Below are 12220 nucleotides of genomic sequence, written 5' to 3' on the forward strand. Positions count from 1 at the left end.
GGTATTCATCATAGAAATTAGGACAGGAAGGAAGCTGCTTAATGCGCTTATTTGACACACACACCCATTTGGATGCTCCACAATTCGACGAGGACCGCGAGGAAGTGATCTCCCGGGCCAGGGAAGCCGGAGTAACGAAGATGATTAACATTGGTTTTAACCGGGAAACCATCCCGACAACCATAAAGCTGGCCGAATCCTATGATTATATTTATGCAGCGGTGGGCTGGCACCCGGTTGATGCGGTCGATATGAGGGACGGGGATCTGGAGTGGATCGCTTCCCTGTGCAGCCATCCCAAAGTGGTGGCTATCGGAGAAATCGGGCTGGATTATTACTGGGATACTTCGCCCAAAGAGGTACAGCATGAGGTGCTGCGTAAGCAGATCGGGCTGGCCCGTGAACTGAACATGCCAATCTGTATTCATAACCGTGATGCCCACGAGGATATGGTGCGGATTCTGCGGGAAGAGAAAGCGAATGAGGTTGGCGGTGTCATGCACTCCTTCTCCGGCAGCTGGGAAACGGCAAAAATGTGTCTTGATCTGGGCTTCCATCTGGGCTTTGGCGGACCGGTTACCTTCAAGAATGCCAGAGTACCAAAAGAGGTGCTGGCGAAGACCCCGCTAGACCTTCTGCTGATTGAAACGGACTCGCCATATCTGACTCCTCACCCCTTCCGCGGCAAGCGTAATGAAAGCAGTTATGTAAAATTGGTGGCAGAAGCAGCGGCGGAAATAAAAGGGATTGATTTACAGGAATTAGCTGAAATTACGTATGCGAACGCACTGGAACGATTTGGGATTGTCTGAAATCGGGAGAAAAACAGGTGAAAAAAGAAGTATAAGCGATATATTAAATCTTTTTAATCTTAAAACGGCCGAATATTACAATATTTTAATCATTTTTTTGCGTAAACGTGGTTGAACCGTCCTTTACAACATGCATCAAAACAGGATATCATCTTTTCAGTGCAGTGAGCTGTTGTTACTGTGACAGTCACTGATTCATGGATCGTCTCGCTGAGTCTCCGTATGGAGAACGGGGGAACCAATAATGCACTGCCGCATGAGCGTACATAGAGTACAACCAGGAAATGCCGCAGACTTTATTTGATTTCTTCACGTGGTCTTTGGGGTGAATTTGAGGGCAACCGCCGTGAGCGGGTGACCTGAGATAGGGCGTCTCTCTTATGCCCGAACCCGACAGCTAACCCCGTAAGCGCAAGTAAGAGAGGAAACCTCGTGCATACACATTCCCGCGTATTTTAACACCCGGAGAAGCCACGAAAGAGTCCTCTACAGAACTCTTTTGGGCTTTTTTTGTTTTGAATAATGCGGATGTACCCAGCATACTGTTATATAACAGGTTCTGGGATTCTTTATGCCGGGCAGGCGATCCATGAGCAGGAAACGCTGAAGTTATGCGGGCGTATCCTGTGGCAATCTCAAACTTAGTTTCGTCAGATATGATTCAGTCAACTTTTGATATACTATTTGGACGACGGGGCTATGTAAGGAGGATGGAGAGAATGGGCGTATTCCAACCAGAGGTATCCCATGATTCGCAATCATCCAGCAGGTCTTTCGCATTACGGTTGAAGCAAGTGAATCCTCGCGTACTTTCGCTTGCAGGTGCGGTATCTATTGTTATCGCGCTGTTAATTCTGCTCTACGTACACGGTCAAGGCAATAAAGTTATTAACTTAGTGATAGACGGAGAAGTGCTTACGCTTGAAACGCGTGAAGCGCTGCTCAGCGATGTGCTGGCCAAGGAGCAGATTACCCTGACGCCGCATGACGTAGTATCCATAGGCCTTACCGATGAAATACAGGACGGCGACCGTGTTACCATTACCCGTGCCCAGAAGCTTACGCTTACTGCAGACGGTGCGACCAAGACGCTTTATACTACCGAGGATTCGCTCGGAGATGCCATTACCAAGCTGGGCTACAGCCTGGACGGCGACGACAAGATATTCCCTTCGCTTGATACCGCAGTTACACCTGACATGGAAGTCAAGATTGTCCGTATTACCAAGCAAACGGTACAGCAGACAGTAAGCTTGCCCTTCAAAGTCATCAAAACCGCAGATCCTTCCCTGTATAAGGGAGACGTAAGAGTTGCACAGGCAGGCAAGCCGGGCGCTATCATCCAGCATATCCAAAAGATCTATCAGGATGGTGAGCTGGTCTCTAAGACCATGATCGGCAAGGAAGTGCAGACCGTTACCAAAGACAAGATTATTGCCGTTGGTACCAAGAAGCTTCCGACACCTGTTGTTGCTGCAGCAACCACTACCCAGACCAAAACAACTACCTCCAGTTCAGCAAAAAAAGTAGCGGCAACAACCAACGTCGCGCACAAGGCAGGCGTAGACTTTGAGTACAAAAGAATGATTAAAAATGTGTCGATGACCGCTTATTCTTCGGAAGAGCCCGGCATCGGAACAAAAACGGCTTCGGGAACACGCGTAACTGAAGGCCGGACTATTGCAGTTGATCCAAGTGTAATACCTATCGGCTGGTGGGTGTATATTGAGGGATTGGGATTCCGCCGTGCAGAGGATACAGGCGGCGCCATTAAAGGCAATAAAATCGATGTTTACTACGATTCACTGAGCCACGCCCGCAATTTCGGACGTAAATCCCGGACAGTCTATGTGATTGGACCCGTGAAGCCCGAACTGAATTAAGGCGGCCGTCTTTTGCAAATTAACGGTTTATACGATATAGTGAGGGTAGCACTTTATGAACGGGCTAGCTCATCACTTATACATTCTTTAGCCAAAAAGAAGGGGAGCGAATCCTCTTCTTTTTGTGTTTCTGCTGTAAGGGAAGGAGCTTAACAATGATTAAAGAACTAATTGTAGTCGAGGGCAAAAGCGATACGGCTGCCGTCAAACGGGCGGTGGAGGCCGATACGATAGAAACGGGCGGCTCAGCGGTAGACCGCAGGGTCATTGCCAAAGTTGCACTGGCCATGGAGCGCAGAGGGGTAATTATTCTGACCGATCCCGACCATGCCGGCGAGCGCATACGCAAGATTGTTTCATCCAAGGTGCCGGGCTGCAAGCACGCTTTTATCCCGGAGAAGGATGCTACCCGCAAGGGGGATATTGGAGTTGAAAATGCCTCACCCGAGGCGATACGCCATGCGCTTGCCAATGTTCACACCTCCTTCGAGGGGGCGCCTGCCCTAATCGGGCTGGACGAGCTTATGGCTGCAGGCATGCTGGTGCACCCCAGAGCGGCAGAGCGGAGAATGGCACTCGGCAATGCGCTGGGCATAGGCTACTGCAACGGCAAGCAGCTGTTTAAGCGGCTGGCCATGTTTGGAATTACCCCGGAGGAGTTTCAAGCGGCTCTCACGCAAATTGATCAGGGAGGCAACATTACATGAGCGGATTTGACCAAATCTCGTCCCCGACACGGACGAAGGAAATTATTCAGCGTTACGGATTTTCATTTAAAAAAAGCCTGGGCCAGAATTTTTTGATTGACCAGAACATTCTGGACAAAATAGTCGGCGCAGCCGGACTTAGCCCATCGTCAGGCGCCCTTGAAATCGGGCCTGGTATCGGGGCGCTGACAGAACGGCTTGCCCTGGAGGCAGGCGCAGTTACGGCGGTAGAGATCGACCGCAGGCTGATTCCGATTTTGCGCGATGTGCTTGCGGCTTATCCCCATGTCAAAGTCCGCAACGACGACGTATTAAAGGTGAATCTCAAGGAGCTGTTCGCTGAGGACTTTGCTGCGGTCGATAAGGTAAGTGTGGTTGCCAATCTGCCTTATTATGTAACTACGCCGATCCTCATGAAGCTGCTGGAGGAAAAGCTGCCGCTCGATAATATTGTCGTGATGATTCAGAAGGAGGTAGCCGAGCGCATGGCTGCTTCTCCCGGAGGCAAAGAGTACGGCAGCCTGAGCATAGCGGTCCAATACTACAGTGAGCCGGAGCTGGTCTGTATCGTGCCCCGCACTGTGTTTATCCCGCAGCCCAATGTTGAATCTGCCGTTATCCGCCTGAAGGTGCGCGAGCGGCCTCCTGTGGAGGTGGCTGACGAGAAGCATTTCTTCGATGTGGTGCAGGCCGCCTTTACGCAGCGCCGTAAGACTATTGCCAACAACCTTAAGGCCCGTTTCTTCCCGGGAGAAGGGCGCGAGCGCCTGGAGGCGCTGCTGGCTGAAGCAGGGATTGAGCCGGTGCGCCGCGGCGAGACGCTGAGTATAGCCGAGTATGCGCGGCTGAGTGCGGTATTGCTGGCTGCCGGCGTTAAATAGCGGCTGTTTATGAACCAACCGAGGCCTTTGCCCATACGATGGGGGTAGAGGTGGTGTTGTAATGAATTTAGGAGATTTGGTCGTTCGTAAATCATACGGCGGAGATGTGACCTTCCGGGTAGAAAATATAATGCAGAATGCAGCTGTAATCAAGGGGACTGAATTCCGCCTGCTTGCGGATTCCCCTCTGGATGATCTGTTACAGGTGCCGCCTACCCGGATTACAGAACGGGGACAGCAGGCTCAGATTAAAGCTACAGAGTCGCTGACAAAGCTTCGCAGGGACCGCCAGGAGCAGAGCCAGCGCAGCGGTGAGAGTGCTGCGGGGGGCTGGGCGCAAGCCCCTAAGGAAGCAGCTTATTTCGAAGTGCCGGGCAAGGTGCTGCATCTGGACGGAGATCAGCTCTATCTTCGGAAAAGCCTGAGTCTCTACGAGCAGCTGCGGATACCGGCAGAAGGGCATCATGTGCATGAATCCAAGATGGCCGATACACTGTACCGTCTGCTTCCGCGTGTCCGTCCGGACATCGTTGTTATTACGGGCCATGACGGTGTACTTAAGCAGTCTAATACTTATGATCTTTACAGCTTGGGCAGCTACAAAAATTCACAGCATTTTGTGGCAGCAATTCAGGCTGCACGGGAGTATGAGCGTAATTTCGATGCTTTGACGATAGTAGCCGGAGCGTGCCAGTCCCATTTCGAAGCATTGCTCGGCACAGGAGCCAATTTCGCCAGCTCACCGGGAAGAATACTGATCCATGCGCTGGACCCGGTGTACGTCGCAGCCAAGGCTGCGTTTACTTCTGTGCGTGAGACAGTGAACCTGGGGGATGTGCTGAATCATACCATCAGCGGAAGCAAAGGGATGGGCGGCATCGAAACGCGCGGAAGCTTCAGGATCGGCATGCCCCGGCTGCAGAACCTGTCTACGCTGAAGGTAACGCCTTCGGCCATTTAGCTTTTTTCAGCAGTATGGGGAATGACAGAAGCATACGAGGGGAAGGATAAGCTTAATGCTGTCCTTCCTTTTTTTATACTTTTAATGGCTAGTCTCGTCCGAAGAAGGTAATTATTTTGTTGCACATAACAATAACAATTAATCGGTAATCTACTCTCTCAAAAAAATCCCGTTGACAAGTATTTTTACATACTCTATAATTAATTATTTAATTTGACAAAGTTTGTGAAAAGATGTATAATGGGACAAGGAAAGAGGTGGTCGTCAGGCAATGGCTAATAACGCGCTGTTGGAAATTAAACGCAGTCTCGAAGCTCATGTCGGTCATAAGATTACGTTGCGGGCTAACGGTGGCCGCCGTAAGACCGTTGAACGCACCGGTGTCCTGGAAGAAACGTACCCTTCTGTTTTTATTGTCAAACTGGATCAGGAGCAGCAGACCTTTAAGCGAGTCTCCTATAGCTACGCCGATATCCTTACCGAATCTGTGGAAATCACAGTCTGTGAAGATGACGGGCAGATGCAGGTTTTGTATATTAAAGCTTAATGTTTTACAGGACAGCCCCTCTGCGGGGCTGTTTTTGTTTTGAACTCATAATTTCATGGAACTAGGGGCGCCGGGAATGGGCAAGGCGCTGCGGCAGCATACTATAGGGGCAATAAGCTTATTATCCAATACCGAAAAGGAGGGCATTAGCCAATGAGCCGCAGAAAACGGGGGATAATGTCAGAGGAGCTGAAGACAGAGCTGGCCAAGGAGCTCGGCTTCTATGACACGGTGGAAAAGGACGGCTGGGGCGGGATCCGGGCTAAGGATGCCGGTAATATGGTCAAGCGTGCAATCCAGCTTGCCGAGCAGGCTGCTCGTAAGTCAGAGCTGTAGCCCGCAGCTGTTAAAGGCGTTAGAAACGGGGGCCTGCCCTGGCGGCAGAGCCTTCTTTCTGATTGTGGGGGACTTTTGATCATGGACTTCATTACAAGTTTCTCATATAATATGTTAAGTTGTTTTTACGGGAAAAGCTGAGGGTGGGTGAACGCCTTGAAAATGTATGAAAAAGCGCCGGCCAAAATCAATTTGATGCTGGATGTGCTTCACAAGCGCGCTGACGGGTTTCATGAAGTAGAAATGATAATGACAATGGTCGATCTGGCGGACCGTCTGGAGCTGTCTGAGCTGAAGCGCGATTCCATTATCATCTCAAGCCAGGCCGGATATATTCCGCTAGACGAGAAGAACCTGGCCTTTCAGGCAGCAAGACTGATTAAGGACCGCTACAATGTGAAGAGCGGAGTACATATTCATCTGGACAAAAGAATTCCGGTTGCTGCCGGGCTTGCCGGCGGCAGCAGTGATGCTGCGGCTACGCTGCGCGGCCTGAACCGGCTCTGGCGCCTTGGTATTCCGTCGCAGGAGCTGCAGGAGCTGGGGGCCGAGCTTGGCTCTGATGTTCCGTTCTGCGTTACCGGAGGCACAGCTCTGGCTACAGGCCGGGGAGAGAAGCTGACGCCAATCGCGAACCCCCCGCAGTGCTGGGTCATTCTGGCCAAGCCTCCGATCAATGTCTCCACAGCGGAGGTATACGGCCGCGTGCGGGCCAATCAGATAGCGGTGCACCCTTCTGCTTCACGTATGCAGCAGGCGATTGAGGCAGGCGACTTCGGGGCAGTCTGCGCCGGCCTTGGCAATGTACTGGAGGATGTGACCCTGAAGCTGCATCCGGAGGTCCAGCAGCTCAAGGAAGCTATGGTGAGGCTGGGGGCAGATGGAGTGCTGATGTCCGGAAGCGGACCGACTGTGTTCGGCCTTGTGTCGAAGCAGTCTAAGGTAGCGAGAATTTACAACGGGCTGCGCGGCTTCTGCAAGGAAGTGTACGCTGTACGCTCCCTGACTTAGTGCATGACGAAACGGTTATCCTCCTCCAAAGGACGGCTTAACCGTTTCTTCTTGTGTAATTCCGTACAAAAATGATATTATTTTTAATAATATTCGGTTTTGGCGAGGAGTATTCTGTGAAAAAACTTAAAAGAAGCCAGCGTTTGGTTGACATGACCCAATTTTTACTTGAGAAACCGCATGATCTGCTGCCATTGTCCACCTTTTCGGACTTGTATGGCGCGGCGAAGTCATCCATCAGCGAAGACCTGGCTATTATAAAAGAGGTATTTGAAGGTGAAGGCATAGGTGAGCTGCAGACACTGGCCGGTGCAGCCGGAGGGGTGCGTTATATTCCGCGTATACCGGCGAATCTGGCCCTGGAATTTGTGAACCGCCTGTGCGGGGAGCTGGAGCAGAGCGACCGGATTCTGCCCGGCGGTTATCTGTATATGTCCGACCTGCTGGGTCTGCCTTCAGTGATGGAGCAGGCCGGCAAAATTATTGCAACAGCCTTCTACGGTGTAGAGATCGACGTCGTAATGACAGTCGAAACAAAAGGGATTCCGCTTGCTTATGCTACAGCAGCCCAGCTTGGCCTGCCCGTAGTACTGGTACGCCGTGACCATCAGGTGACGGAAGGCTCGGCAGTGAGCATTAACTATGTGTCCGGTTCGCATAAGAGCATTCACACTATGTCCCTGTCGAGACGTGCGCTGCGTGAGAAGTCAAGGGTACTGATAGTGGACGACTTTATGAAGGCCGGCGGCACCGTACGCGGTATGGTGGATCTGCTCGGCGAATTCAACGCAGAGGTTGCCGGAGTGGGTGTGCTGGTTGAGTCAGGCGCAGTGGAGACCGAAGAACGGCTGCTGCATGACTACGTATCGCTTGTGAAGCTGACCGAGGTGGATTCCAAGGGGCGGAGAATTTCTGCGCATCCCGGCAACTATTTCTCCACTTAGAACAGGGTCAAGGCTCCATTTAGCATTTTGCAGTATAGTGTCGAAAGCATGAGGAACCATTAGAAAACAGCACGAAACATGTCGAAAACAATGGTATCCGAAAAATAATCTTCTTTAGCAGTCATTTTTTGGAATCAAAAAGAAGGAATTTGCCTTGCTGTGTGGAATTATACACCAAGTCTCTGATGGAAAAAGGTGGTGAACACACACATGCAAATTACGGATGTCAGACTCCGCCGCGTCAACTCTGAGGGGAGAATGAAAGCAATCGCATCCATTACCATCGATAACGAGTTTGTTGTTCATGACATACGCGTCATCGACGGTAACAACGGGATGTTCGTTGCGATGCCCAGCAAGCGTACACCAGACGGTGAATTCCGCGACATCGCACACCCGATTTCTTCGGGAACACGCGAGAAGATTCAATCCGCGGTATTGGCTGAGTACGATCGCGCCGCTACGGAAGAAGAGGAAGTTATCGAAGAGGGAGCTTAAGCGTAAAGCGCTGTCTCTGAAGAACGCCTGCCCGTAAGGGATGGCGTAAGGTCAAGCCGTTTTCAATTGGGGTTCGAAGAAAAGGGAACCATGGCAGCATGGTTCTCTTTTCTTTTTGCCCGGAATGAGATATATTCAGTAGTGAGCTCAAGAAGTAGGAGGTTGGCATTCTTGAAAAGAATGGCTGTTGTACTTGCTGCAGGTCAAGGCAAGCGCATGAAATCTAAATTATATAAAGTCTTGCACCCTGTCTGCGGTAAACCGATGGTAGGGCATGTGCTTGATACGGTAAAGGCGACCGGATGCGAACGTAATATTGTAGTAGTCGGACATGGCGCAGAAACAGTAAAAGCTTATCTGGGTCAGGATGCGGAATATGTGCTGCAGGAAACCCAGCTGGGAACCGGGCATGCTGTAAAGCAGGCTAAGGAGCTGCTGGGCGGTGAAGAGGGCACGACGATTGTTATTTGCGGGGATACGCCGCTTATCACATCTGAAACGCTGGAAGGATTAATGGCGCTGCATGAAGGACAGCAGGCGGCAGCAACGATTTTGACTGCTGTAATGGATCAGCCTGCCGGCTATGGACGAATTATCCGCGGGGAAGACGGCGGTGTCCTGAAGATTGTTGAACAGAAGGACTGCAACGCGGAAGAGGCGGCTGTTAAGGAGATTAATACAGGCACCTACTGTTTTGATAATGCTAAGCTGTTCGCTGCGCTGGAGCAGGTGACGAACAACAATAATCAACAGGAATACTATCTAACCGATTGTATCGGCATACTCCGGGCACAGGGGGATATCGTTTTGGGATATCAGGCTCATGATGCTGCGGAGTCTATTGGCGTTAATGACCGGCTTGCCCTGTCTGAGGTAGAAGGACATATGCGCCAGCGGATTAACAAGGAGCATATGCTGAACGGCGTTACAATCATTGATCCGGCTTCGACTTATATCGGAGCAGAGGTAGCCATTGGTGCAGATACCATTCTGTATCCCGGAACGCTGCTCAAGGGCAAGACTGTAATCGGCGAAAACTGTGTGATCGGACCGTCCAGTGATATTGAGGATTCGGAAATCGGGGAAGGCGCTTCGGTAAAGCAGTCAGTGCTGAGCCAGGCCATTGTAGGAGCCCGGACTTCTGTCGGACCTTTCGCTTATCTGCGTCCGGGTACTGTACTCGGCGAAGAAGTAAAAATCGGCGATTTTGTTGAGGTCAAGAATGCTACAATCGGCGACGGCTCCAAGGTATCCCATTTAAGCTATGTAGGTGATGCTTCGGTCGGCAAGAACGTCAATATCGGCTGCGGTGCCATTACCGTCAACTACGACGGATATAATAAAGCAAAGACAACGATTGAGGATGATGCCTTTATCGGCAGCAACGTCAATCTGATTGCTCCTGTTACAGTAGGCAAAGGAGCGTTTGTTGTAGCAGGGTCGACAATTACGCGCTCTGTTTCGGATAGTGATCTGGCTGTAGCCAGAGCAAGGCAGGAGAACAAGCCGGGATATGCAGACAAAATCCGCGCCCGTGCCAAAGCCAAGAAAGACCAGTCCAGTCCATCATAAAGGCCAAAGCCAAAGCGCGGGACGAAGCTTATAGGCTCGTCCCGGCGCAGCTTGGAAGTTAAATTCCGTCACGGAGGGTTTATATTTTATGACTTATTGCGATTCCAAATTAAAGATCTTTACTTGTAACTCCAATCCTAAGCTGGCCAGCCAGATTGCCGACTACATCGGCATTCCGATGGGGGAGTCACACACTACAAGCTTCAGTGACGGAGAAATCCAGGTTAAGCTTTCGGAAAGTGTCCGGGGCTGCCATGTCTACATTGTCCAGTCCACCTGCGGCCCGGTCAATGATAACCTGATGGAGCTGCTCGTTATGGTGGATGCGCTCAAACGCGCCTCAGCCAAGAGCATCAACGTGGTTATACCTTACTACGGCTATGCGCGCCAGGACCGCAAAGCACGTTCCCGTGATCCGATTACGGCCAAGCTCGTAGCGAATCTGATCGAGAAGGCCGGCGCGCACCGTGTCATTACTATGGACCTTCATGCCATGCAGATTCAAGGCTTCTTCGATATTCCGGTAGATCACCTGCTGGGCGTTCCGATTCTGGCCCAGTACTTCCGCTCCAAACAAATCGAGAATCCGGTTGTTGTATCTCCTGACCATGGCGGTGTAGTACGGGCCAGAAAGCTTGCTGACTTCCTTAATGCACCTCTGGCAATTATTGACAAGCGCCGTCCGGAGCCGAATGTCAGCGAGGTTATGAACATTATCGGAAACATTGAAGGAAAGACAGCGATTCTGATCGATGATATCATCGATACAGCCGGAACGATTGTACTGGGGGCAAATGCCCTGATGGAAGGCGGCGTGAAGGAAGTCTATGCTTGCTGTACCCATCCAGTATTGTCTGGTCCGGCCCATGAGCGGCTGGAGAATTCACCGATTAAAGAAATCATCGTGACCGATACTATTCCGATCCGCAGCGCTAATCCAACTTCCAAGCTGAAGGTACTGTCCGTCGCTCCATTGATGGGCGAAGCCATTATCCGCGTTCATGAGGAATTGTCGATCAGTAAGTTGTTTGAGATCGAGTAGGACAAGCCGGAACGGCGATAAATAATTAAAAAAAGGGTTACACCTCCGATGACGGAAGATGTAACCCTTATCGGCGTATACACGCCCCTAGTACCCCGGACGGGAAATAAAGGTGAAGATGCCGCGGTTGTAAAGAGTGCCTTCGAGCTCTGCAAAGCCCTCGTCAACGGCCGTCACTACACCCATTGCCACGAATATACCATCCCTGTAGATCTCTACGGGGACAGCGTATTGAATGTGATACTGGAAATGGCGCTGAAGCGTTAAGATTTCGCCCTGATGTGGCATCGTTCATCACCTGTCTCTGGAGTGTATAAAGCTTATTGTACCAAAAACGGAACTCTTCTGCTTACAAGAGGATAGAAAGGATAGGCCGGAATCATGAAATGGATTGTTGGACTCGGAAATCCGGGAACACAGTATGCGAAGACCAGGCACAATGTCGGATTTATGGCGCTGGACGAGCTTGCAGCCAGAAACGGAATAACCTTTAACCAGAACAAGTGCAAATCGGTAATAGGTGAAGGGGTTATCGGCGGAGTAAAAACCGTTTTGATTAAGCCCATGACTTTTATGAACCTGTCCGGAGAAGCGGTCCGTGCCTATATGGAATATTATAAGGTAGCGCTTGAGGACCTGATCGTAGTGTATGATGACCTGGACACCGAAATCGGAAAAATCAGGCTGCGCTATCAGGGCAGCGCCGGCGGCCACAATGGAATCAAATCCATTATCCAGCATAGCGGCACCCAGAGCTTCAACCGGGTAAGGATGGGTATTTCCCGTCCGGAGCCGGGTTATGCCATCGTGGATTATGTGCTGTCCGGCTTTCCAAAGAAAGATGCGGATAAGCTGAAGACGATGATTCTGGATACCTGTGATGCACTGGAGTTCAGTCTCCAGCACACCTTTGAACAGACAATGGCCAAATTCAACGGCTGATTGAAACAGCGGCCCCGCACCGGCTCCGGGCTAAATACACGGGGGGCGGGGCATACTGAAGGGTATATACTACCTTCAGGAGGC

14 protein-coding genes and 1 riboswitch are annotated in these 12220 nt (G+C 51.0%); of the genes, 13 read left to right on the forward strand and 1 reads right to left on the reverse strand.

What is annotated here, in order from left to right:
* Positions 1-41: 41 nt before the first annotated feature.
* The 12 genes from BN3772_RS18095 (at position 42) to BN3772_RS18150 (ending at position 11194) form a co-directional block, all read left to right on the forward strand.
* Positions 42-812: a TatD family hydrolase gene (locus tag BN3772_RS18095; RefSeq protein WP_042201178.1), complete on the forward strand. Its 771-nt coding sequence runs from the start codon at positions 42-44 to the stop codon at positions 810-812.
* Between the two features lie 198 nt (positions 813-1010).
* Positions 1011-1239, forward strand: a riboswitch (cyclic di-AMP (ydaO/yuaA leader).
* A 292-nt stretch (positions 1240-1531) separates the two neighbouring features.
* The gene (locus BN3772_RS18100; protein WP_042201180.1) at positions 1532-2695 is read left to right on the forward strand and encodes a 3D domain-containing protein; all 1164 of its coding nucleotides are present in this window, start codon (positions 1532-1534) and stop codon (positions 2693-2695) included.
* Between the two features lie 155 nt (positions 2696-2850).
* Entirely contained in the window at positions 2851-3402 is a 552-nt protein-coding gene (rnmV, locus tag BN3772_RS18105; protein WP_042201182.1) for a ribonuclease M5, read from the forward strand.
* A complete protein-coding gene (gene rsmA / locus BN3772_RS18110; protein ID WP_042201184.1) occupies positions 3399-4283 on the forward strand; it encodes a 16S rRNA (adenine(1518)-N(6)/adenine(1519)-N(6))-dimethyltransferase RsmA in 885 nt (294 codons plus the stop codon). Before rnmV ends, rsmA begins: the two co-directional genes overlap by 4 nt.
* 61 nt (positions 4284-4344) lie before the next feature.
* The gene (gene yabG / locus BN3772_RS18115; RefSeq protein WP_042201185.1) at positions 4345-5244 is read left to right on the forward strand and encodes a sporulation peptidase YabG; all 900 of its coding nucleotides are present in this window, start codon (positions 4345-4347) and stop codon (positions 5242-5244) included.
* 271 nt (positions 5245-5515) lie between these two features.
* Entirely contained in the window at positions 5516-5791 is a 276-nt protein-coding gene (veg, locus tag BN3772_RS18120) for a biofilm formation stimulator Veg (RefSeq protein ID WP_042171831.1), read from the forward strand.
* 153 nt (positions 5792-5944) lie between these two features.
* A complete protein-coding gene (locus BN3772_RS18125) occupies positions 5945-6127 on the forward strand; it encodes a small, acid-soluble spore protein, alpha/beta type (protein WP_042171833.1) in 183 nt (60 codons plus the stop codon).
* Between the two features lie 156 nt (positions 6128-6283).
* On the forward strand, positions 6284-7138 hold the full coding sequence (gene ispE / locus BN3772_RS18130) for a 4-(cytidine 5'-diphospho)-2-C-methyl-D-erythritol kinase (protein ID WP_042201187.1): 855 nt from the start codon (positions 6284-6286) through the stop codon (positions 7136-7138).
* Positions 7139-7254: 116 nt separating this feature from the next.
* The gene (gene purR, locus BN3772_RS18135; protein WP_042201188.1) at positions 7255-8082 is read left to right on the forward strand and encodes a pur operon repressor; all 828 of its coding nucleotides are present in this window, start codon (positions 7255-7257) and stop codon (positions 8080-8082) included.
* Between the two features lie 210 nt (positions 8083-8292).
* Complete coding sequence (gene spoVG, locus BN3772_RS18140; protein ID WP_020425826.1) at positions 8293-8580, forward strand: septation regulator SpoVG; 288 nt, start codon at positions 8293-8295, stop codon at positions 8578-8580.
* A 171-nt stretch (positions 8581-8751) separates the two neighbouring features.
* Positions 8752-10152, forward strand: a complete 1401-nt coding sequence (gene glmU, locus BN3772_RS18145) for a bifunctional UDP-N-acetylglucosamine diphosphorylase/glucosamine-1-phosphate N-acetyltransferase GlmU (protein WP_042201190.1) — start codon at positions 8752-8754, stop codon at positions 10150-10152.
* 88 nt (positions 10153-10240) lie between these two features.
* Complete coding sequence (locus tag BN3772_RS18150; RefSeq protein ID WP_036678796.1) at positions 10241-11194, forward strand: ribose-phosphate diphosphokinase; 954 nt, start codon at positions 10241-10243, stop codon at positions 11192-11194.
* Positions 11195-11281: 87 nt separating this feature from the next.
* Here BN3772_RS18150 and BN3772_RS18155 read toward each other — a convergent pair whose 3' ends face one another.
* Entirely contained in the window at positions 11282-11482 is a 201-nt protein-coding gene (locus tag BN3772_RS18155; RefSeq protein WP_042171844.1) for a hypothetical protein, read from the reverse strand.
* A gap of 93 nt (positions 11483-11575) precedes the next feature.
* On the opposite strand from BN3772_RS18155, the gene pth reads away from it, so the two are divergent.
* Positions 11576-12136 (forward strand): aminoacyl-tRNA hydrolase, encoded by a 561-nt coding sequence (gene pth, locus BN3772_RS18160; protein ID WP_042171847.1) that lies wholly within the window; start codon positions 11576-11578, stop codon positions 12134-12136.
* The last annotated feature ends 84 nt before the right edge of the window (positions 12137-12220 follow it).

The sequence above is a fragment of the Paenibacillus camerounensis genome, assembly GCF_000723885.1.
GTDB classification, from domain to species: domain Bacteria; phylum Bacillota; class Bacilli; order Paenibacillales; family Paenibacillaceae; genus Paenibacillus_AQ; species Paenibacillus_AQ camerounensis.

Excerpts from the sequence above, each read along its gene's own strand:
- yabG (WP_042201185.1), top strand. The coding sequence starts at position 4,345 with ATGAATTTAGGAGATTTGGTCGTTCGTAAATCATACGGCGGAGATGTG.
- BN3772_RS18150 (WP_036678796.1), top strand. The coding sequence starts at position 10,241 with ATGACTTATTGCGATTCCAAATTAAAGATCTTTACTTGTAACTCCAAT.
- BN3772_RS18125 (WP_042171833.1), top strand. The coding sequence starts at position 5,945 with ATGAGCCGCAGAAAACGGGGGATAATGTCAGAGGAGCTGAAGACAGAG.
- rnmV (WP_042201182.1), top strand. The coding sequence starts at position 2,851 with ATGATTAAAGAACTAATTGTAGTCGAGGGCAAAAGCGATACGGCTGCC.
- rsmA (WP_042201184.1), top strand. The coding sequence starts at position 3,399 with ATGAGCGGATTTGACCAAATCTCGTCCCCGACACGGACGAAGGAAATT.
- pth (WP_042171847.1), top strand. The coding sequence starts at position 11,576 with ATGAAATGGATTGTTGGACTCGGAAATCCGGGAACACAGTATGCGAAG.
- BN3772_RS18100 (WP_042201180.1), top strand. The coding sequence starts at position 1,532 with ATGGGCGTATTCCAACCAGAGGTATCCCATGATTCGCAATCATCCAGC.
- BN3772_RS18155 (WP_042171844.1), bottom strand. The coding sequence starts at position 11,482 with ATGCCACATCAGGGCGAAATCTTAACGCTTCAGCGCCATTTCCAGTAT.
- veg (WP_042171831.1), top strand. The coding sequence starts at position 5,516 with ATGGCTAATAACGCGCTGTTGGAAATTAAACGCAGTCTCGAAGCTCAT.
- spoVG (WP_020425826.1), top strand. The coding sequence starts at position 8,293 with ATGCAAATTACGGATGTCAGACTCCGCCGCGTCAACTCTGAGGGGAGA.
- BN3772_RS18095 (WP_042201178.1), top strand. The coding sequence starts at position 42 with ATGCGCTTATTTGACACACACACCCATTTGGATGCTCCACAATTCGAC.